General features: G+C 47.1%; 19 protein-coding genes. 17 read left to right on the forward strand and 2 right to left on the reverse strand.

What is annotated here, in order from left to right; translation table 11 throughout:
• Positions 1-22: 22 nt before the first annotated feature.
• Positions 23-730, reverse strand: coding sequence for an FRG domain-containing protein (locus SVI_RS19290; protein WP_013053344.1), 708 nt, complete (start codon positions 728-730; stop codon positions 23-25).
• Between the two features lie 132 nt (positions 731-862).
• Positions 863-1072, reverse strand: a complete 210-nt coding sequence (locus tag SVI_RS19295) for a hypothetical protein (protein WP_013053345.1) — start codon at positions 1070-1072, stop codon at positions 863-865.
• Between the two features lie 1353 nt (positions 1073-2425).
• Between SVI_RS19295 and SVI_RS19300 the strand changes: the two genes are divergently transcribed.
• From SVI_RS19300 to SVI_RS19380, 17 genes are all read left to right on the forward strand, one after another.
• A complete protein-coding gene (locus tag SVI_RS19300; protein WP_041420114.1) occupies positions 2426-4084 on the forward strand; it encodes an AMP-binding protein in 1659 nt (552 codons plus the stop codon).
• Positions 4085-4268: 184 nt separating this feature from the next.
• Positions 4269-5201 carry a calcium/sodium antiporter gene (locus SVI_RS19305; protein ID WP_013053348.1) on the forward strand — a complete coding sequence of 311 codons (933 nt, stop codon included), beginning with the start codon at positions 4269-4271 and terminating at the stop codon, positions 5199-5201.
• Between the two features lie 548 nt (positions 5202-5749).
• Positions 5750-7825 carry an ATP-dependent DNA helicase RecG gene (recG, locus tag SVI_RS19310; RefSeq protein ID WP_013053350.1) on the forward strand — a complete coding sequence of 692 codons (2076 nt, stop codon included), beginning with the start codon at positions 5750-5752 and terminating at the stop codon, positions 7823-7825.
• A 152-nt stretch (positions 7826-7977) separates the two neighbouring features.
• Positions 7978-8847 carry a DUF3014 domain-containing protein gene (locus tag SVI_RS19315; protein WP_013053351.1) on the forward strand — a complete coding sequence of 290 codons (870 nt, stop codon included), beginning with the start codon at positions 7978-7980 and terminating at the stop codon, positions 8845-8847.
• A gap of 236 nt (positions 8848-9083) precedes the next feature.
• On the forward strand, positions 9084-9800 hold the full coding sequence (locus SVI_RS19320) for a beta-ketoacyl synthase chain length factor (RefSeq protein ID WP_013053352.1): 717 nt from the start codon (positions 9084-9086) through the stop codon (positions 9798-9800).
• Positions 9793-10599 carry a lysophospholipid acyltransferase family protein gene (locus tag SVI_RS19325; protein WP_041420115.1) on the forward strand — a complete coding sequence of 269 codons (807 nt, stop codon included), beginning with the start codon at positions 9793-9795 and terminating at the stop codon, positions 10597-10599. The genes SVI_RS19320 and SVI_RS19325 overlap by 8 nt, the downstream gene beginning before the upstream one ends.
• Positions 10586-10840: a phosphopantetheine-binding protein gene (locus tag SVI_RS19330; protein ID WP_041420116.1), complete on the forward strand. Its 255-nt coding sequence runs from the start codon at positions 10586-10588 to the stop codon at positions 10838-10840. Before SVI_RS19325 ends, SVI_RS19330 begins: the two co-directional genes overlap by 14 nt.
• A gap of 8 nt (positions 10841-10848) precedes the next feature.
• Positions 10849-11097 (forward strand): acyl carrier protein, encoded by a 249-nt coding sequence (locus SVI_RS19335; RefSeq protein ID WP_013053355.1) that lies wholly within the window; start codon positions 10849-10851, stop codon positions 11095-11097.
• Complete coding sequence (locus SVI_RS19340; RefSeq protein WP_013053356.1) at positions 11097-11645, forward strand: COG4648 family protein; 549 nt, start codon at positions 11097-11099, stop codon at positions 11643-11645. Before SVI_RS19335 ends, SVI_RS19340 begins: the two co-directional genes overlap by 1 nt.
• Complete coding sequence (locus SVI_RS19345; RefSeq protein ID WP_013053357.1) at positions 11642-13006, forward strand: AMP-binding protein; 1365 nt, start codon at positions 11642-11644, stop codon at positions 13004-13006. The genes SVI_RS19340 and SVI_RS19345 overlap by 4 nt, the downstream gene beginning before the upstream one ends.
• Positions 12999-13376: an ApeI family dehydratase gene (locus tag SVI_RS19350; RefSeq protein ID WP_013053358.1), complete on the forward strand. Its 378-nt coding sequence runs from the start codon at positions 12999-13001 to the stop codon at positions 13374-13376. Before SVI_RS19345 ends, SVI_RS19350 begins: the two co-directional genes overlap by 8 nt.
• Positions 13376-15091 carry a glycosyltransferase family 2 protein gene (locus SVI_RS19355; protein ID WP_013053359.1) on the forward strand — a complete coding sequence of 572 codons (1716 nt, stop codon included), beginning with the start codon at positions 13376-13378 and terminating at the stop codon, positions 15089-15091. Before SVI_RS19350 ends, SVI_RS19355 begins: the two co-directional genes overlap by 1 nt.
• Positions 15092-16654, forward strand: a complete 1563-nt coding sequence (locus tag SVI_RS19360; protein ID WP_013053360.1) for an HAL/PAL/TAL family ammonia-lyase — start codon at positions 15092-15094, stop codon at positions 16652-16654.
• The gene (locus SVI_RS19365; protein WP_013053361.1) at positions 16651-17151 is read left to right on the forward strand and encodes an acyl-CoA thioesterase; all 501 of its coding nucleotides are present in this window, start codon (positions 16651-16653) and stop codon (positions 17149-17151) included. The genes SVI_RS19360 and SVI_RS19365 overlap by 4 nt, the downstream gene beginning before the upstream one ends.
• Positions 17144-17953 (forward strand): outer membrane lipoprotein carrier protein LolA, encoded by an 810-nt coding sequence (locus SVI_RS19370; RefSeq protein WP_013053362.1) that lies wholly within the window; start codon positions 17144-17146, stop codon positions 17951-17953. The genes SVI_RS19365 and SVI_RS19370 overlap by 8 nt, the downstream gene beginning before the upstream one ends.
• Positions 17950-20346, forward strand: a complete 2397-nt coding sequence (locus tag SVI_RS19375) for an MMPL family transporter (RefSeq protein WP_013053363.1) — start codon at positions 17950-17952, stop codon at positions 20344-20346. Before SVI_RS19370 ends, SVI_RS19375 begins: the two co-directional genes overlap by 4 nt.
• On the forward strand, positions 20346-21608 hold the full coding sequence (locus tag SVI_RS19380; RefSeq protein WP_013053364.1) for an NAD(P)/FAD-dependent oxidoreductase: 1263 nt from the start codon (positions 20346-20348) through the stop codon (positions 21606-21608). The genes SVI_RS19375 and SVI_RS19380 overlap by 1 nt, the downstream gene beginning before the upstream one ends.
• Position 21609 lies beyond the last annotated feature (1 nt).

Below are 21609 nucleotides of genomic sequence, written 5' to 3' on the forward strand. Positions count from 1 at the left end.
AGAATTAACGCCTCATTATGTTTCACTCGTTAAATTCACTTAATATTTGTTTTGTAATACCATCGAGTCCAGGAAACATAGTTTGATGATTGATTCCAAGCTGACTCAATTGCTTTCGAAGTTTTGGCTTTTTATCTTTAGGAATGATGATAGTTTCAGCTAAATATACCTCAGTTGAGACATAACTTTTGGGATCACTCAAACTAGCCATTGGAGTCATCTTATTGGGGTAAGGAAAAGCCATAAAACATCCACTTTGGGCTGCTACACGTGGATTTAGATGCTTTGGATAAAATAAAATCAAATGCGGAATGCTATCAATATCATCTGAATCCATACGCCATGTTTTAGGAATTCTTAAATACACAGCACCATCGCAATCATCTTTGCTTTTTTCTGACAAAGAAAAGTATAAGGCTACTAAAGGATTTGTTGTCCAATCTAGTAATGGCGTCGGCAAGCCATGATGCTGTGCATGAATTAGCCATTCTAGCTTAGTGGCCGGAGTGAAATTCATATATGGTGCAGACTGGATTTTAAATTGCGATAATAAAGATTTCTCTAAACTTCCCCAATCCCCATAAATGGTATTGTGATTCTCCAGCTTATTATGCAACCTTCCAATAGTAGGGATTAATTCCCACTCTTTATTAGCTTGCCCCCGATAAATCGTATGCTCAGATTTATCATTCAGGGCATTAATATAGTCAGATATATTCTCTATAGTCATTAAAGTGCCCTAAACATAACGCCGTTAGCATGGGCCGCAGAAAATGGCGGCCTTTTTTGGAACAAAAAAGATGCCACTTTGCGGAGGTCCAGCCGAAGGCGAGCATGCCTAACCTTGTTATGTGCTGGCAGCTTACTCATTGTGTTTATATACCTCTGGTACATCACCATGCCCAGTACTTTTATATTTTTCTATCCAAATCTGGCTGCAAACTGAACACTTAAAAATAGTTATCCAGTTCTTATAATCAGTATCTAATTCTTCAAGTTTGGACTGAAGCTCAGGAATATCTTTTACAGACTTACCATCATACTTATTTGTAAGCTCAGAACAGCAATTCATTCCAATCCCTCATGCACATAACAGCTTATTGAATAGCTGCTCAATAATGTTCCGGTTAAAATTACAACTTATTAGCAACCGCCATAACCTAACCGACTGTTTATTAGAAATAAATTATCTGGTTCAAGATAAAGTCGCTCAATATCAAGCCCGCAAAATTGAGCGCCTTGATGTAGAGGTCTCTACATTTTATAGCATGCTTTTACTAAATATATTTATTTCAACAACTTATCAAAACCTAAGGGGTTTATCGAGCATTAAATGTGTGTTTTTCGCTCTATTTTCTCACGAATTACCAGTGTGGAATTATAAAAGTGTATTTATCTAGTACTTTAAAGTCAGATCTGACTACCCAATAGATTAGAAAGTATAAGGCTATATTGGCTCTTCTCAGGTGGCCAAAATCCTCTAGCTAACACACGATGGGGCATTTCCGTGTTAGCTACTCAACCAATGAAACCCAAATCGAAGAGATAAATAACCAGGTGTAGATACGTCTGCGAGCTTCCAAAACAAGGCCGAAAATGTTCCCTACATTTTTCGGCATTTCCACCATCCGTGGCGGTCAGATGTTTTGGCAGAGCCTCCAAGGAAGACTCTTATGAAATCAAGACCGGCGGTTCGCAGAACCTTCTCAAAATAAAGAGCGCACAATCCTCGCCGGATAGGCGTTAGGTTACAATGAAAACAAAGGCTCGGAGCGAATAAGGCCAAATTTTCTTGTGATTCAACCAAGTGTAGATGCAGCTGCGAGCTTCCATGGATGGACTTGCAGCGTTTCGCAGAAGTGTCTGCACATATCCCGCTGAGCAAGCGATAGGTAACCATGAAGGAACGAGCTTCAAACGACTACTCAATACCAACTCAGCCAGAAGCTGAATCAGAAAATGTCATCAGCCTTCATTCGAAGGCTAGCTAGCTTTGGGGAATTTCTGAGTTAGCGACTCAACCAATGAAACCCAAATCGAAGAAGTAAATAACTGAGTGTAGATGCGGCTGCGAGCTTCCAAAACAGGGACGTTTTGGCAGAGCCTCCAAGGATGGATTGACGGCGTCTCGTAGAAGTAGCTGCACATATCCCGCTGAGCAAGCGTTAGGTTACCATGAAGGAACGACCTTCAAACCCCCTTCCCAATACCAACTCAGCCAGAAGCTAAACCAGAAAATGTATTAAGTCTTCATTCGAAGGCTAGCATCAACTTATGCCGACTAGCGTCACACTTATTCAAACCATTTGTCATAGATCACAATTTTCGCCATACTCGAGCTAATCCCGACAGCAAACACAAGTCTTATAAAAACAAAAGTTTGCCGATTGGAATGCCATTAATAATCACAAGTATGGAGTTGCCGATGGAATCACAGATCAAAACACCTGTAGAGATGCTCGACCACTGGGTCGACACACTCGGTGACTCAACTTACCTAAGACAACCGATCAATGGCCAGTACCAAGACTTTAGCTGGCGCGAAGTACAACAGAAGATGCAGCAGCTTGCTGGGGCCCTAAGACACTTAGGACTAAAGCCAGGTGACAAAATTGCCGTGCTCTCTAAAAACTGTGCCGAATGGTTTATTACCGATCTTGCCCTGATGCATGGCGGCTATATTAGTGTGCCCATCTACCCAACTGCCAACGCAGATACCATAGCTTACGTGTTGGAACACAGCGAAGCCAAGGCCATTATTATCGGTAAACTAGATTACTGGGCCGACCAAGAAACTGGGGTTGGCGGCGATATATTGAGAATGTCCATGCCCTACGACACTATGCCGGCTCAATATAAGTGGGACAGCTTACTGCAACTTGGAGAGCCACTGCTAGATGCCCCATATGCCACTCCAGAGCAGACAATGACGCTGATCTATACTTCCGGCTCTACTGGCAAACCTAAGGGTGCGATTCAAACCTTCGCTAGCTACGCTTGGACCTGTAAGGCGGTGGTAAGAGATCTCAAAACCGGAGTCGACGATAGATTAATCTCTTACCTACCTCTGGCTCACATCACAGAGCGCGTGGCGATGGAAGGCTCATCATTTTATTCCGGCAGCTGTGTCGCTTTCGTTGAGAGTCTGGATAGTTTCGTTGCCGATGTACAACGTGCCAGGCCTACGATATTTTTCTCGGTCCCTAGGCTCTGGAGTCTATTCCACCAAAATATTGTCGCCAAGATTGGCAAGAGTAAGCTGAACTTGCTGCTTAAAATTCCTATTATCAAGGGGATCATCAAGAAGAAGATCCATGCAGGTCTGGGTCTGGAGCACTGTCGCCTACTGGGATCTGGCTCAGCGCCGATTCCACCATCACTGATTCACTGGTATCACACCATAGGTCTGAATATCAGTGAAGGCTGGGGAATGACAGAAAACAGCGCCTACTCCATCATCAACTACCCCTTCGATGCCAATAAAATCGGCACAGTCGGTCGCGCCGTCGAGGATTGTTTGATCAAGCAAACGGCGAGTGGCGAGCTCTTGGTAAAAAGCCCAGGCTTGATGACTGGTTACTATAAACAAGAGGAGATGACTGCCATCTCATTCGATGAAGAAGGTTACTTCCGTACCGGAGATCTCTGCTCCATCGACAGCGACGGCTACGTGTCGATTACCGGTAGAATCAAAGATAACTTTAAGACATCTAAAGGCAAATATGTCGCCCCTGTGCCCATAGAGCGTAAACTGGCACAAGATCCCCATATTGAGCTGCTTTGCGTCATAGGTTCTGGCCTGCCCCATCCAATAGCCCTAGTACAACTATCCGAAGGCGCCTATTTGCAGCCAAGAGAAGAGGTTCGTAGCTCACTTAAGGCGACTTTAGACAGTATCAACCCCAACCTTGAATCCCATGAAGCCGTGGATGCCATCATAGTCGTCAATGACGCCTGGGATGTGGATAACGATGTGCTGACGCCGACACTAAAAATTAAGCGCCATGTACTTGAAAAAAGATTCAGTGAAAGAGTCGACGGTATTCGCGGTGGCAAGATACGTTGGGAAGATGAAATAACTTAGTTATCACCACATATAGCAAATAATAACAAAGCACGCACCCAGCGTGCTTTGTTCATTTAATGCTTCCAGTCTACAACCTATGAAAGAACATTAATGACATAATATGACGTTAATGTTTGCCTTATGGTGAAAAAACTTTAAGCTAGCTAATCAAAAAAATTGCAACAGGATAATTGGAACTAAGATGTTAATCGCTCTCTCTATCATAGGTGGCTTCGTGATCCTCACCTTAGGCGCCGAGGCCTTGGTACGAGGCGCAAGCGCCATCGCCCTCAGATTAGGCATTACACCTCTGATTATCGGCCTGACCATAGTGGCCTTCGGTACCAGTGCCCCCGAGCTAGCCGTAAGTTTAAAATCAGCTCTGGCCGGCAATAGTGGCATAGCCTTAGGTAATGTCATCGGCTCTAACATAGCTAACATAGGACTCATCTTGGCACTCACCGCCCTCATTCGCCCAATCCAGGTGAAGTCACAGATGGTCAAGCGTGATATCCCCATCATGATCGCCGCCTCTATGCTCTTCTGGGGTTTACTACTGGACGGTGAACTCAGCTTCTGGGATGGCGCCCTGCTCACTAGCTTATTAGTCAGCTACCTAAGCTTCAGCTATATCAGCTCACGCAAGAGTGGTGACTGCGAAGAGATAGATGATAGCCCGCAAAAACCTATGCTTTCTGTGTTGTTTATTCTTATAGGCATCACCATGCTTGTCGGCGGCGGAATACTATTTGTCGATGGCGCCGTGGATCTTGCCAGGACATTTGGGATCAGTGAAGTCATTATTGGTTTAACCATAGTTGCCATAGGCACCAGCATGCCAGAGCTAGTCACTTCAATAGTGGCCGCGCGTAAAGGCCAGAGTGACATAGCCATAGGTAACATAGTCGGTTCTAACCTGTTCAATATCTTGGGTATCTTAGGTGTAACCGCTTTGGTTCATCCTATTGCAGCCGCCGGGATTCAGAACTTAGATTTTATCGTCATGTTGGCGCTATCTCTACTTGTGCTACCCTTCGCTTGGACAGGATTTAGGATCGGCCGCCGTGAAGGCGCCATATTATTAACCGGTTATCTCAGCTATATGGCCTACCTGGTCGTTTTGGCCTCAGCTTAATATTCTAGCTCCCTTGCTAGCTCAGTAATTTAAGCTCGCCTAGATAAGATCATGATGACAAATGTCATCATGATCTCATGACCTTTGTGCCTGCAAATCACCTCTAATCTCTTTGATACTAGTCCTGACCCTATAAAGGGACTTAATCCACCCGAGCACTCGGGACTACAAGGAGAAATATATGCAGACGTTCTTATTGGTCGGCACTCTCATCAGCACAGCGGCAATCTTTACCCTGCCCGTTAGCGCGAATCAGATCACCATAGATACAGCCACCAGCTATGAACTTCTATTAACCTAGATGGAAATGCCGGGATTAACCGGACTCTAACTCGTGAAATGCTGCATGCAAGGTCATAATTCTCACCACGTTCGGCAAACCCATTATCCAATCGATACTGCCCTATTGCGTGACAGAAGGCCTGGTTATAAAGGCTAAATTGGCCCTAACATTGCCATCAAGCATTTATCTGATAGTATATGTATATAAATACAGTGTTTGAGTGTTTGGCTCAGATAACATTCAATAGATAAAATAGGTACCGGGCGTGAAGAGACTCGATCTTGTTCCTGTCACAGATCTTAAGGGCGTAGCCAAGAAGATGGCCGAACGTCTGGCTAAACTCGGCATTCACACGGTACAAGATCTACTATTCCACCTGCCATTAAGATATGAAGACCGCACTCAAATATACCCTATTGCCTCTCTCTATCCAGGCAGTTACGGCACCATAGAGGCCGTGATCCAGTCCAGTCAGATCATCCAAGGCCGTAAGCGTATGATGACCTGTACCGTGAGAGATGACACAGGTTACATAACACTCAGATTTTTTAATTTTTCTGTGGCGCAGAAAAATTGCCTAGTAAATGGTACCAGCATCAGGGCCTATGGTGAGATACGTCGCGGCAAACATCAGGCCGAGATCATCCATCCAGAATATAAGCTCATTCACGAAGATGATGATTTGGTGATGAGTGATACCTTGACGCCGGTATATCCAACAACTGAAGGCTTAAAGCAGGCAAGTTGGATCAAGCTGACAGATCAAGCCTTAGCCATGCTCGACCTGGACGGCTTACAGGAACTGCTCCCACCTCAGCTGCAACCGAATAATCTGACTCTTAAAGCCGCCTTACAGCTATTACATAGACCCAATAATCAGGTTTCCTTGTTCGATCTGGAACAAGGTCACCACCCGGCGCAGCAACGCTTGATCCAAGAGGAACTCTTGGCCCACAACCTGAGCATGCTCAAGTTGCGTCAGCGCAGTAATCGCGATCATGCTGTGAGTTTGACGGCGACGGGTAAACTACTCAATCCGTTTCTGCAGGCTCTGCCATTTAAGCCAACCGGGGCACAACAGAGGGTCGGTGTTGAAATCTGCAGCGATCTCGAAAAAAGTTCACCTATGATGCGCCTGGTTCAGGGTGATGTAGGCTCGGGCAAGACATTAGTGGCAGCCTTTGCGGCATTGCAAGCCATAGAAAATGGCTATCAGGTAGCCATGATGGCCCCAACTGAATTATTAGCCGAGCAACACGCCGAGAACTTCGCTCTCTGGTTTGAGCCTCTAGGGCTAAAAGTTGGCAGGCTAGCCGGTAAAATAAAGGGCAAGGCCAGAGCGCAATCTTTGCAAGATATCGAGTCCGGTGAATCTAATATGGTTATCGGCACCCATGCCATTTTCCAGGATCAAGTAGTCTTTAACAATCTTGCCCTCATCATCATAGATGAACAACATAGATTCGGCGTTCATCAGAGACTTGGCCTGCGAGAGAAAGGCATCAACCAAGGCTTCCACCCTCATCAGCTGATCATGACTGCCACGCCAATTCCACGCACCTTGGCCATGACCGCCTATGCCGACCTAGATACCTCAGTGATAGACGAACTGCCACCGGGGCGAACCCCAGTGACAACCGTAGCCGTTGCCGATATGAGGCGCAATGAGGTTATAGAGAGAGTCCGACATGCCGCCACCCATGATGGCAGACAGACATACTGGGTATGCACCTTGATTGAAGAGTCGGAGGTTCTCGAATGCCAAGCGGCAGAAGATACCGCCGCAGAGCTGACACTAGCCCTGCCCGAGCTCAAGATAGGTCTGATCCATGGACGCATGAAGTCCGCCGAGAAACAGGCCATCATGGCCGAATTCAAATCCGGTGAACTGCACCTCTTGGTCGCCACAACAGTCATAGAAGTGGGGGTAGATGTCCCCAATGCCAGCTTGATGATCATAGAAAACCCGGAACGTTTAGGCCTGGCGCAATTGCATCAACTCAGGGGACGAGTCGGTCGTGGAGCCGTCGCCAGTCACTGCGTACTCATGTATAAGGCACCCTTGTCACCCACGGCAATCAAGCGATTGGGGGTGCTCAGAGATAGCAATGATGGTTTCATCATAGCTCAGAAGGATCTGGAGATAAGAGGCCCGGGGGAAGTATTAGGTACCAAGCAGACTGGTATTGCCGATATGAAAATTGCCGATTTGGTTCGAGATCAGGCGTTGATCCCCCACATTCAGAAGTTAGCCGTACACATCATGGAACAGGTCCCGGATAATGTCGATGGCATAGTCCAACGTTGGCTAGGAGATCGAGAACAATACGTCCAAGCTTAGAAAATAAACATAAATCCGTTAATTTTTATTCGATTAATTATTCTTTAATTCGGTCAACGCCTATAGACATGAGCGCTAAATATTGCAAAATGGACCAGCTCTCTTAGAGCTGTCATCTCCTGTAACCGAGTCGCACTTACAAAGGGTATTACATGCAAGTCAATCAAGAAGATAGAATCGTACCGCAAGAGAAGTCAGCGAATACCAATACCTTAGCCATTATTGCCATTGCAGCTGTAGTCTCCTTCATCGCAGGAGGTGCCTATTATTACTTCAGTGCCGATGACCTAACATCTGCGCCGCTGCCTATTGAAGTGGCAGAAATTATTCCCCAAGAGCCAGTCATAACCCCTATAGATATTCCTGAGCCAGTGATCCCGGAGCCTGTAGAATCAGTAGAAGCTGCCATCGAAATTAAGCCAGAGGTTCAAGTAGAAGCATTACCTAGCTTAAGTAACAGCGATGGCTATATCCATAAGAAAACGGTCGAATTATCTGATGGCATGAGCATCGAATCGCTATTAGTGGAGAGAGATCTGATCAGGCATTTCGTGGTTTTCGTCGATAACTTAGCCCAAGGCGAACTGGCTCGAAAAGTAAGCCCCTTGAAGGCCCCCGACAGAGTCTTCACCGTTTCAGACATCACCAACAAGACATATATTAATCCCGATAGCTATCACAGGTATGATCTGTACGCCGATTTCATCGTCAATCTGGATGAACAGCAGCTCGCAGCGACCTACAAGGAACTAACACCTTTGATGGGAGAGGCATTCGAGGAGTTAGGCTATGGAGAGATGAGCTTCAATCAGAGAATGCTTGAAGCTATCGACATCATGCTAGCGGCCCCAATCATAGAGCTGCCAATTGAATTAGATGGCGTCAGTGTGAACTATCAATTTGTCGATCCTCAACTAGAAGCTCTGCCCAACGCCCAGAAATTCCTAATCCGCATGGGTCCGGAAAACACTAAGAAAGTGAAAGCGGCGCTGCGTAAGCTGAAAAAGCACCTAGCAGGCTAATAAACAAGTTCCCCCTACAAACCCGTTGCCTAGCAGCGGGTTCTAACACTCCAAACGTCATAAGCCTATACATATCAACAACACCTGTATCTCAAAACACTTCATCATCCCAGTTAATCTAGTGTAGAATAATGCCCCAATGGTAACTCGCTTACCAGCCCGAGAATTTACCCAGTTACCCATTGATTTAACTGGTTATATTCTCAGTATTTAATACTTGTGTCAGAGGCATTCCGTTGCAGTTAATATTTAACATTTGTTCTTGGGGAGCCTGGTCTCCCCATCACCAGCAACCCCAAGATTGGCAGCATTGGCAAAGAACCTATGCTCACCAAAGTGCCTCCCTGCCCGACGCACCTAAATTATCTCGAGTTCCTGCGATGCAGCGACGACGCTATAGCGCCTTGACTAAGATGCAACTCGAAGCCGCATTTCAAGCCGATGCAGCTAATTCGTGCCGTACAATTTTTGCTTCTAGGCACGGAGAGTTACATCGCACCTTAGGTTTACTGGATAACCTAGTAACAGCAGAGCCCCTTTCCCCGACGGCATTTAGCCAATCAGTGCACAACACAGCAAGCGGTATTTACAGCATAATTACCGATAATCGAGCCCCATCGACGTCTATCGCCGCAGGTGAAGAAAGCTTGCCACAGGCGCTTATCGAAGCATATGCTCAGCTCCATGAAGATCCAACGCCGGTATTACTCGTCTTCGGCGATCAGCCTGTACCTGACATATACACACAATTTGTTGATGAAAATGACCTGCCTCTCTCTCTGGCATTGGTTCTCAAGCGATACGATGAGACATGTGACAAACCACAATTGATGCTCAGCCAGGGCGCAGAAGGTAAAAAAATTAGCTATGGCGAGCTAATACATGGCTTGTCTGTTGCCAAGCCTGTTGCCGGTAATTTGGGTAACTATCATTGGCAGATCAGCTTTGACTGAAGTGCTAACAACTAGACTAACGGGTTTAGCCTATATTCCCAGATGGCTAGCTGGCGTTGCTTGCTATCTCACTTTCGGCATAGGTGGCTTGCTAAGCTCCTTGACCATATTACCAATATTAAGGTTCTGGCCAGGTACAAAATTAGCACGCATCCGCCGAGTACAAAAAGCGGTACACATAATGTTTCGCAGCTTCGTTTATATGCTGACCAAGGCAGGCGTCATCAAGATTAATCCGATTAATCTCCAACGTCTTGCCTCGGCTAAAGGTAAAGTGATAATAGTTAATCACCCAACTCTAGTTGATGTAGTCGTCTTGATCAGCCTGATACCCAATGCTGGCTGTATTGTTAAACAAGGTATCTGGCGAAACCCTTTCATGCGTGGAGTCGTCGCATGCGCCGGCTATATCCCCAATAAAGGCGCCGAACTGCTACTCGAAGATTGCAGACATGTACTGAGAAGCGGGACCAATTTAATTATATTCCCCGAGGGTACACGCACAGTTTTAGGCGCTAGCATCAACAGCTTTGCCAGAGGTGCCGCCAATATTGCACTGAGAACCAAGACAGATCTATTACCTGTGGTTCTTCGTACCAACGCACCAGGCTTGAGTAAACAAGAAGCCTGGTATCAAATACCCCGTCGCACCATAGGCATGCGAGTCGAAGTAGGCGAAACCATCGACCATATCAGGTATGATGCGATTGTCGGTGGCGATGCGAAAATGGCACGTCAGCTTACACGGGATCTGGAAGATTACTTTAAGACGAACTTAGAAAATGATGAAACTACATAACGAAATAAAACAATTAATCATAGATAGCCTAGATCTCGAAGATGTCACGGTCGATGATATCGACAGTGAAGCTGCGCTATTCGGTGAAGGTCTGGGACTAGACTCAATCGATGCCTTAGAGCTTGGATTGGCGATTAAGAAACAGTTCGATGTCAAAATCGAAGCCAATTCTGATGCCACTAAAGCACATTTTCATAGCGTGTCGAGTCTGGCCAGCTTTGTCGAATCACAGCGAGTCTAGGAGAGATTATGCAAAGTCGTGAACAAATCCTTCAAGCGCTAACTCGTATTTTAGTCGATGAATTCGAGATCGATGAAGCGGATATCTCACTATCAGCTTCCTTATATGAAGAACTCGATCTGGACAGTATCGACGCTGTCGATCTCGTCATCAAGCTGCAACAGATGACAGGCAAGAAGATCAAACCAGAAGAGTTTAAAGCCGTGCGCACCGTGGACGATGTGGTCTCTGCCATCGAAGGACTCGTCCAAGAGTAATGCGGCTATTTTTGCAAATAGTCACAGGCATTCTGCTATTGGCATACCCTTTGGCAGTCTATTTCGGACTCAACTATTTGCCTACTGGCACCATAGCTATGGTGCTTTGTTGCATCTTAATCACTAGATTATTGATTCAGAAGCAACAAGTAAAAGCCATGATCTTACCTATCATAGTAGGTATAGGATTAACGGCGGCAAGTTTCATTGCTAAACGCCATGACTGGTTACTCTACTATCCTGTGGTCATAAACCTCAGTATGCTGATGCTGTTTGCTTACTCGCTAAAGTTAGGCCCTTGCATGATAGAGAGACTAGCAAGATTGAAGGAACCCGAATTACCGGATGAGGCGATTCCTTACCTGATAAAAGTCACCAAGATATGGTGTGGCTTGTTTGTTTTTAATGGCTCAGTGGCTTTGTACACTGCACACTACGCCTCATTAGAGATCTGGACACTGTATAACGGGCTCATCGCCTATCTGCTTATCGGTTCGCTACTGGGTGGCGAGTGGTTGTATAGAACTATTTGGTTGAATAAGTCATGACAGAGTTACTCAAATCTTGGTTATCCAAGGGGCCTTCGAGCCAACAGCTTATCAGTTTTAACCATCATGATATTATCACTGGCGGTGCGTTCACCAATCAGGTTGCGAGTGTGCATCACCAGCTGAGTCAATCGCCATGTCAACGTTGGTTATTAGCCTGTGATTCCAGCGATCTATTTGCTGTTGGCTTATGCGCCGCACTACTCGCCGGAAAAGAGATAATCTTACCTGCTAATACCCAAGCAGGCAGCTTGAGTGAGTTGACCCATAAATTCGATGGAGTGATCTCAGATAAGGCCCTATGTGAAGGTAAGGCTTTAGTCATGCTCAAGAAAGAGCTCTCATCAGCTACAAGCCAATGGCCCACTAGTGAGAAATGGGGCGAGCTGGTGCTGTATACCTCAGGAAGTAGTGGTCAGCCCAAAGCCGTCCGTAAATCACTGGATCAACTAGACGCCGAAGTGACTGTATTGGAGCACACGTTCGCCAAGCACTTGCCTCAATGTAGCGTTATCTCTACGGTTTCACATCAACATATCTATGGCTTGTTGTTCAAGATCCTCTGGCCATTAGCCGCAGGGCGTCCCTTCTTAAGTGATATCATCGAATATCCGGAGACCCTGACCTACTACACTAGCCTGTTTCCTAATCTGTGCCTTATCAGTAGCCCAGCTCAATTGTCGCGCTTACCTGAGTCTCTGGACAAGGAGAAGCAGCTAAGATCACCCAGTTTAGTCTTCAGTTCCGGCGGTCCATTAAGTTTCGACGCCGCTCAAGGCATAGCTCATTGTTATGGACGTCAGCCCATCGAAGTTTTCGGTAGTACTGAAACTGGTGGTATCGGCTATCGACGCCAGATGAAACAAGATCAACCATGGCAAGCCTTTGCCAATGTTGAAATATCACAAGATCCCAAAGATGGTGCCCTCACCGTCAAGTCCCCCTATTTAGAAAACCAGCACTGGCTGAGATGTGAAGACAAGATAACACTCATAGAGCCTGGGCTATTTCGACTGGAAGGACGCTTAGATCGCATCATCAAGATCGAAGAGAAGCGTGTCTCCCTGGTGCAGATGGAGGCGTTACTCGAGAGCCATCCTCTGGTGAGTCATGCCGCCCTGGTTATCTTGAACCAGCCTAGAATTCAACTGGGCGCCGTCATCGAACTGTCTGAACATGGCAAGGCTTGCCTCGAGAATGAAGGCAAGCTGAGACTAAACAACTTGCTCAAGGCCCAGCTATTGAGTCAGTTTGAACGAGTGACCTTACCCAGACGTTGGCGCTATCCGGATCTGCTACCCGTCAATAAACAGGGTAAACGCATTCAGGCACAGCTAACCGAGCTATTCGACCATGATTAAATCCAGTTTACCTAAGATCCTATCTAAGGAGTGTGATGGCGATGCCATCATATTTCGCCTATTTATAGCCGCTGACTTGCCATTCTTTAATGGTCACTTTCCCGAGCAGCCCGTGCTTCCTGGCGTGACTCAATTGGATTGGGCCATTCGCTTAGGTTGTCAGCATTTCGGCTACCCGAAAAATATTGCCACCTTAGAGGTACTCAAGTTTCAACAATTGATGTTACCCGACTCAGAAGTGACCCTGGAGATCAGTGAAAATAAGCCCAAGACCAAGCTGATTTTCCGTTACTTCGATGGCGATAAGCGCTTCGCATCGGGTCGTCTTACGCTCGCGACCGAATCAACACCAATTTGTGAGACCAGCTGATGGGATTTGCGTTAGTCATACCCAATTACAACCATGTTGTCGCCATCGAGGAAACCCTCGAGAAGCTGGCACATCTTCAGCTGCCCTGCTATTTAGTCAACGATGGCAGCGATGATACAACTCGCCACCTACTGATCTCTCTGGCCCAGCGTTATTCCTGGGTCACCTTGTTGCATCACCCCTTTAATCGAGGCAAGGGCGCCGCGGTTACCACAGGATTGAGAGCGGCCTACAGAGACGGTTACAGCCATGCATTACAGATAGATGCCGATGGCCAACATGATTTAAACGACATTCCGGCCATGGTAACTCTGGCCGAGGAAAATCCAGAGGCACTCATATCCGGCTTACCTCAATACGATGAGTCAGTGCCTAAGATTCGCTTCTACGCCCGCTACCTCACTCATTTTTGGGTATGGATTGAAACCTTAAGTTTCGATATCCAGGACTCCATGTGTGGTTTTCGAGTCTATCCCCTGGCAATAACCGAGCAGCTTTTCCTCACCAGTTCCTTGGGCGAACGCATGGATTTCGATACAGAAATCATGGTCCGCTTGCACTGGCAAGGCGTACAAGTCATTCATCTGCCTACCCGTGTCATCTATCCCGAAGACGGTATCAGCCATTTTCAGGGGTTATGGGATAACTTACGTATTTCAGCCATGCATACTCGACTCTTCTTCGGCATGCTGAAGCGCTTACCTCGAAAAATTATCGGTGGCAACAATCGAGATGAATCAGATTCTCACTGGTCCAGCATAGGTGAGCGAGGCAGTTACTGGGGCATAAAGCTGCTGGCATCCTGCTATAAATTCGGTGGCCACTGGCTTTGCCGCGCCATCATGTATCCGGTGATCTTGTATTTCTTTCTCACCGGGCACAATGCGAGAAAAGCCTCCCTAGAGTTTCTCAACAGAGTCAAAGCATTCGATCCCCAGCACCCTCAACTGCAGGGAGACTTGGGCTGGAAGCATGGCCTCAAACATTTCTTTGGCTTTGGCAATGCCGCCCTAGATCGCATCGATGCCTGGTGCAACCGCATTCAACTTAGCCAGGTAGACTTTCCTAATCGAGCCCTACTCGCGGATCAACTCGAAGCGGGTCAAGGAGCCGTTTTACTGGTGTCTCACTTAGGTAATTTAGAGCTATGCCGTGCCATATCGGTTCACCAAAAAAAGGTCAAGGTGAACGTCATGGTGCTAACCGATAATGCCGAGAACTTTAACCGGGTACTGAAACAGCTCAATCCAGATAGTTCAGTTAACCTGATCCAGGTCACCGAACTCGGCCCCAGCACTTCTATGCTACTGCAGCAGAAGATAGAAGACGGTGAACTCGTCGTTATCGCTGGAGACAGGACCTCGTCCAACACCCAAGGGCGGGTTATATATGCCCCCTTTATGGGTGAACCGGCCCCCTTCCCCCAGGGACCCTTTATACTTGCCGGTCTGCTCGATTGTCCTGTTTTCCTTATGTTCTGCTTGCGGGAACAGGGCCGCTATGTGGTTCATCTGGAAACGTTTTCAAATACACTCAAAGGCCCCAGAAAAGGTCGCATGCAAAGGCTCGAAGTAGCCGTCAATCACTACAGCGCACGACTCGAATATTTTGCACGGCGAGAACCCTTGCAATGGTTTAATTTTTTTGATTTTTGGCGTAACGATGATGATATTCAACGTGCCAACTCTCAGGGTAAAGACAGGACAGATAAATAGATGACTCAGAATAATCAATCAAACCCAACGGACATGATTGTTCAATTTGGTCACAGGGCGTTAACCCTTGAAGATGTTGTGGCTGTAGCCAAGGGCGCTAAGGCAAAATTAAAAGATACTGGTGATTATCAGACCTACATCCAGAAGGGTGCTCTGTTCATTGACCGCTTGCTCAATGAAGAAGGCGTCGTCTATGGCGTAACCACAGGCTATGGTGACTCCTGTACTGTCACAGTGGGACTCGATCTAGTTCACGAACTGCCTCTACATCTTTTGCGCTTCCACGGTTGTGGACTCGGTGACATCCTAAGCACAGTACAAGCCAGAGCCGTTATGGCCTGCCGTCTAAGTTCACTGGCCATAGGTAAGTCTGGCGTAAGCTATGAGCTGCTACAGCGTATTGAGACACTACTCAACTTAAATATTATTCCAGTGATCCCCGAAGAAGGCTCTGTCGGTGCCAGTGGCGATCTCACCCCCTTATCTTACCTTGCCGCCGTGCTTGTGGGTGAGCGTGACGTGATCTATCAAGGCGTACGCCAGCCAACTGCCGATGTCTATGCCAAGCTCAACATCACGCCATTGAAGCTACGTCCCAAAGAGGGCCTAGCCTTGATGAACGGCACTGCCGTCATGACTGCACTCGCCTGTCTGGCCTTTGACAGGGGCCAGTACCTATGTCGTCTGGCTAGTCGTCTCACTGCCATGGCTTCCCTCACCCTTAAGGGTAACTCGAACCACTTCGACGATATTTTATTTGCCGCTAAACCGCATCCGGGTCAAAACCAGATAGCGGCCTGGATCCGTACCGATCTCAATCACCATGAGCATCCGCGCAATTCAGACAGGCTTCAGGACAGATATTCCATTCGCTGCGCCCCGCATATTATAGGTGTGATGCAAGATGCATTACCCTTCATGCGTCAGTTTATCGAGACCGAGCTTAACAGTGCTAACGACAACCCCATTGTCGATGCCGAAGGCGAGCACATACTTCATGGTGGTCACTTCTACGGCGGCCATATCGCCTTCGTTATGGACTCGATGAAGAACACAGTTGCCAACATCGCCGATCTTATGGATCGTCAATTGGCTCTGGTCATGGATCCTAAGTTCAACAACGGTCTTCCCCCGAATTTATCGGCGGCTACCGGAGCCAGACGCTCCATCAATCATGGCTTCAAGGCCGTGCAAATAGGTGCATCCGCCTGGACCGCCGAAGCCCTGAAAAACACCATGCCAGCCAGTGTTTTTTCCCGCTCTACCGAATGCCACAATCAGGACAAGGTAAGCATGGGTACTATAGCGGCACGAGATTGCATGCGGGTATTACAGCTGACCGAGCAGGTGGCTGCTGCGGCATTACTGGCTATGACTCAAGGGATCAACTTACGTATTTCACAGGATGAATTGTGCCAGTCTTCACTCACCCCTTCCTTGGCGAAAACATTGGATCAGGTCAAGGCAGATTTTGAACTGTTAACCGAAGACAGACCACTAGAGTCTGTGCTTAGGCAAACAGTAGACAAGATCCAGGCCGGTGAGTGGGAAGTCTGTTCATGATCTCAAGCTCCAACAAGTCCATCTTAACCACAGAGCTGGAGATCTTGATCCCCTTTCATGATGTCGACTCTATGGGGATCACCTGGCATGGTAACTATCTGCGTTATTTCGAGATGGCCAGATGTCAGCTGCTGGACCTGTTCGGATATGGCTATCGTGAAATGCTGGCCTCGGGTTATTCCTGGCCTATCGTAGATCTACGGATAAAATACGTGCAACCTAGCACCTTCGATCAGAAAGTGAAGGTGATAGCTTCCTTGGTAGAATGGGAAAATCGCATGAAGATCAATTACCAAGTCAGAGATCTAGCCAGCAATAAACGCCTCACTAAAGGCTATACCATCCAAGCCGCCGTAGATAATAACAATGAGCTTTGCTTCGTGACCCCGCCAATATTCAGGCAGAAATTAGCCAAGTTCATCCCCAGTCTTGATACCGACAGCGCTGAAACTGCAAGCATCAAAACAAAAAGTACTGAGGGGACGGCCGATGATTGACATTAATTTCAGCTCACGAAGCAGGTTTTACCTTGGGTTATTATTGCTATCGGCCTTATTACTCACACTTATGGCCAGCAGCTCAGTTCAGGCTAACACTAGTGAAATATCTGCTAATAGTGGACAAACTGCCAAGTTTACGGCTCTATTTCAATCTAAAGTAAACAATCAACAGCTAGAGAAGCTCAGCAAGAGACTCGAATTAAGCCAACATGCCAAGGGAAAGTTTACTCAATTCCGTAGTCTCAAGGTGCTTAAAAAACCCTTGATTAGTAAGGGGATCTTTATATTCGATGCCCAACTTGGTCTGGTATGGAGTCAAGAGACCCCCTTCAAATCTACCTTGATACTCAAGGATGATGTATTAATTCAAATCGATAGCTCGGGTAGACAACAAGTCTCTCAAACCAGCGGTAATCCAGGGGCCGGTGCCCTAGCGCAGACCTTACCCATCTTATTCAAAGCCTTACTCGGCGGGGAACTGCAGACCTTAGATGAGCACTTTAGCTTTTACTTGCTGGCAGCAGATCCACAAGCACCTTGGACACTTGGCTTGATCCCCAAAGATCCCTTGATGCTAAAAGCCATCCCAAAGATGATATTAGAAGGTAGCTACCAGGTCTCGGCGCTTACACTCGTTAGCGCTAATGGGGACACCAGTAGAATTGAGTTCGAAGAGATCAACAATGCTCCCTTGGCAGAAGCAGATTTAGAATTACTCTCTCCTGATTTCCTTCAGGAACAAGGCAAGCCTTCTCAAGCCATCACTGAGCCTGAACTTAAACCTAAGCAAGCATCATGATCGATAAGCTCGCCACCCTACTGAGCCAATATTCGGCAAAATTAAAATTCTTTATCTGGCTCACCATGATGTCCCTCATAGTGATTATCGGCTGCTCACTCTGGCAAGGTGGCGCTAGGGTTCAGAGTGATATCTTGGCCATGTTGCCAAATGTTGAAGAAGATCCCCTCACAGATATCGCCCTGTCCCGGGTAGAAGAACAGCTATCAAACTCCATCTACCTTGGTTTTATCGCCGATAACCAGACACAAGCTATCCAAGCTGCACAACAGGTGATGGCACAGCTCAATGAACAAGGTAAAGGCATCTTTGTCGATATAAAGAGCGCCGACATCAATCAAGCCGAGTCGCTCAATAACTATTATTTCCCCCATAGGTTTAGCCTGTTAACCCCAGCTCAGGCCCAAACACTTGCGAGCGGCAAGCTAGATAGCCTGATAGAGCAAGCTCAGCAGCAACTCTATAACGCATTTAGCTACGCAACCAGCGGCCTGTTAGCCAATGATCCCTTGCTACTCTACCCGCAAAACCTGCAAGCTTTAGCTCCCAAGCAAGCATTGGAAGTACATCAAGGTATTTTGCTTGCCAGACTGCCAGTAGCAGATTCGAAGGGAAAAGTGGCAGCCATAGTCATGGCTAAAGGCGTCGGCAGCGCCTTCAACCCTAAGGTGCAAGAGCAGCAGATAGCGGTACTCACTCAGGCATTCGAGCAATTAGCGCGACAAGATACGGATATAGAGATACTCAGAGCTGGCGCACTTTTCCATGCAGCCGCCGCAACTCAGCTAGCTAAGCGTGAAGTCACCAGCTTAGGGCTAGCCTCACTCATAGGCGTATGCCTATTGGTCTGGCTGGCATTTCGCTCCCTGATGCCTCTGACCATAGCCTTACTGACCATCTCCACTAGCATGTTAGTCGCCGTAGTCATGACTACCTGGGTATTTTCCGAGCTTCATCTGCTGACACTCGTCTTCGGCACCAGCTTGATAGGCATAGCCATCGACTATAGTTTTCACTTCTATTGTGAGCGCTTGAATAAGCCTGATGCCAGTGCGGCCCAAATTATCCAACACATATTTCCCGCGATCACTCTGGCCCTTATCACCAGTGTCTTAGCTTACTCAAGTATAGGTTTTGCACCATTTCCCGGCATGCAACAGGTCGCTGTTTTCTGTGCTGCTGGACTCATGTCAGCCTATATCACCTTAGTACTTGCCTATCCACTATTGGCATCTGGCACCTTGCCCAAGGGCCACAAGCAACTCAAATTAGCAGACAGATATCTACAAAAGATCGACACTCTCTTGGTAAAAATCCCGCCTAAAGGCTTGAGTTTAATCCTTATCATCTGCTTATCTGTATCAAGTTTTGGCATACTGAGACTGACAAGTGATGATGATATCCGCAACCTACAGCAGAGCCCTCCTGAGGTAACAACACAAGAGAACGCATTGAGAACTCTGCTCAGTGGCGGCACAGATAATCAATTTCTGTTAGTCAGGGGCAACAGCGAGCAAGCTTTGTTACAGCATTTAGAAGATCTGGCCCCAAGACTAAACAATGCACTTAATCAACAGCTAATTGGTAACTCATTCAGCCTGAGCAAGTATCTCCCTAGCCATGACAGGCAAGATAAAAACTATCGCCTTCAAGGTGAAATTTATCAGCAGAATCTAAGCCATATCATAGACAAGCTAGGTCTGGATGATGAGCTGGCACCTAAGCTTAAACTGGCGTATCTGGCAGCCAAGGGGCATTATATCGATGCCAGAACCTTGCTGGATTCCCAAGCTGGAAAACTCTTTGCCCCCTTGTGGATCGCACCGTCAGCGGATCAAGATGAATTTGGTGCCATAGTCTTACTCGGCGGGATCTCAGATATAGATAAACTCAGTCACTTGTTCGCAGATGTTCCTCATGTGCAGCTGGTCGATAAGGTCGGCGATATCTCTAAGGTCATGGGCAAGTATCGTCAGTTAACCTTGATCCTGCTAGCAGTGGCCATGCTGGCTGCGACACTGATTTTTTCCAGCCGTTTCACTATGAAATTAGCCTGTCTGGTGGTTGCCGTACCGGCACTTTCGGCCATTTTCACCTTAGCCACACTCGGAATAATGGGCTCCTCGCTAACCCTATTCCATTCTCTGGCGCTGATCTTAGTATTCGGTATTGGCGTAGATTACAGTTTGTTTTTCGCCGAATCTAAACAAGAGAGTAGAGGCGTCATGCTGGCCGTATTTATGTCGGCTAGCTCTACCATACTGGCATTTGGCTTACTGGCTTTTAGCAGTACACCGGCAATACACTTTTTTGGCTTAACCCTACTGATAGGCATAGTTTTCACCTTTATGCTCTCCCCTTTTATTAACACTTTCACAAGGACTTTTAAGTGATGCAAGCACCCAATTCAACCTCAGGCATACAAGCAAGTTACGACGTTGCTATTATCGGTGCCGGTCCATCGGGTAGCATTGCCGCCAGCTTACTCCACCAGCAAGGAAAGCGAGTCATAGTCATAGAGAAGCAAGATTTTCCTCGCTTCTCTATCGGTGAAAGTCTATTACCAGCCTGCATGAGAGTCATCGAAGAGGCCAACATGCTCGAGGCCGTTAACAAGGCAGGTTTTCAATTTAAGAATGGTGCCGCCTTCAGTTCTAAGGGCAAGTATACCAACTTCGATTTCACCGATAAATTTTCCAGCGGCCCGGGCACCACGTTTCAGGTCGAGCGTGCAAGTTTCGACAAGCTGCTGGCAGATACGGCCGAGTCCCAAGGGGTAGAGATACGTTTCGGTGAATCGGTGCAAGCCATAGATCTGAGTCAAGAGCCGATACTAACCATAAGAAACCGGGAGGGAGAAGACTATTGTATTCAGGCTAAATACCTTCTCGATGCCAGTGGGTTTGGTCGAGTGCTACCTAGATTACTGGATCTAGAGAAGCCATCTTGCCTACCGAGCCGCACTGCCGTGTTTACCCATATTGAGGATAATATTGATCCCAGAGTTCAGGAAAATGTCCATTTCGATCGGCAGAAAATCTTGATCAGTGTTCACCCTGAAAATAAAGATATTTGGTACTGGTTGATCCCCTTGAGTGACAGTAGATGTTCATTAGGCGTAGTGGCCGAGCCACATCTCTTGGGAGATGCCGAAGCAGATCTGCAGACGGTACTCATGGATATGGTAAAACAGGAGCCCAACTTACACAGGCTGTTAGCCAATGCTAAAGTGGTAAGGGAATGCTCACTACTCAAGGGATATTCAGCTAATGTCACCACCCTTGCCACCGACAAATTTGCCTTACTAGGCAATGCCGGAGAGTTTCTCGACCCCGTTTTTTCTTCTGGGGTAACTATCGCGATGCAATCAGCCTCAATGGCGGCTAAATGTGTCGTCAGACAGCTCAATGGAGAAAAGTTAGACTGGGATAGCGAATACGCTAAGCCACTGATGCGTGGCGTCGATACCTTTAGAACCTATGTCGAGGCTTGGTATGATGGCCGTTTCCAGGAGATCATATTTTTCGAGGCTCCCGATAATAAGATCAAGCAGATGATCTGCTCTATCTTAGCCGGCTACGCTTGGGATGAGACCAACCCCTTCGTGAGTGACTCAGAGCGCCGCTTAAACATGATTGTCGAATTATGCAGATAAG

The sequence above is a fragment of the Shewanella violacea DSS12 genome (assembly GCF_000091325.1).
Lineage (GTDB): Bacteria > Pseudomonadota > Gammaproteobacteria > Enterobacterales > Shewanellaceae > Shewanella > Shewanella violacea.

Coding starts and splice junctions, on each gene's coding strand:
- SVI_RS19290 (WP_013053344.1), bottom strand. CDS start 730: ATGACTATAGAGAATATATCTGACTATATTAATGCCCTGAATGATAAA.
- SVI_RS19295 (WP_013053345.1), bottom strand. CDS start 1,072: ATGAATTGCTGTTCTGAGCTTACAAATAAGTATGATGGTAAGTCTGTA.
- SVI_RS19300 (WP_041420114.1), top strand. CDS start 2,426: ATGGAATCACAGATCAAAACACCTGTAGAGATGCTCGACCACTGGGTC.
- SVI_RS19305 (WP_013053348.1), top strand. CDS start 4,269: ATGTTAATCGCTCTCTCTATCATAGGTGGCTTCGTGATCCTCACCTTA.
- SVI_RS19315 (WP_013053351.1), top strand. CDS start 7,978: ATGCAAGTCAATCAAGAAGATAGAATCGTACCGCAAGAGAAGTCAGCG.
- SVI_RS19330 (WP_041420116.1), top strand. CDS start 10,586: ATGAAACTACATAACGAAATAAAACAATTAATCATAGATAGCCTAGAT.
- SVI_RS19335 (WP_013053355.1), top strand. CDS start 10,849: ATGCAAAGTCGTGAACAAATCCTTCAAGCGCTAACTCGTATTTTAGTC.
- SVI_RS19340 (WP_013053356.1), top strand. CDS start 11,097: ATGCGGCTATTTTTGCAAATAGTCACAGGCATTCTGCTATTGGCATAC.
- SVI_RS19345 (WP_013053357.1), top strand. CDS start 11,642: ATGACAGAGTTACTCAAATCTTGGTTATCCAAGGGGCCTTCGAGCCAA.
- SVI_RS19350 (WP_013053358.1), top strand. CDS start 12,999: ATGATTAAATCCAGTTTACCTAAGATCCTATCTAAGGAGTGTGATGGC.
- SVI_RS19355 (WP_013053359.1), top strand. CDS start 13,376: ATGGGATTTGCGTTAGTCATACCCAATTACAACCATGTTGTCGCCATC.
- SVI_RS19360 (WP_013053360.1), top strand. CDS start 15,092: ATGACTCAGAATAATCAATCAAACCCAACGGACATGATTGTTCAATTT.
- SVI_RS19365 (WP_013053361.1), top strand. CDS start 16,651: ATGATCTCAAGCTCCAACAAGTCCATCTTAACCACAGAGCTGGAGATC.
- SVI_RS19370 (WP_013053362.1), top strand. CDS start 17,144: ATGATTGACATTAATTTCAGCTCACGAAGCAGGTTTTACCTTGGGTTA.
- SVI_RS19375 (WP_013053363.1), top strand. CDS start 17,950: ATGATCGATAAGCTCGCCACCCTACTGAGCCAATATTCGGCAAAATTA.
- SVI_RS19380 (WP_013053364.1), top strand. CDS start 20,346: ATGCAAGCACCCAATTCAACCTCAGGCATACAAGCAAGTTACGACGTT.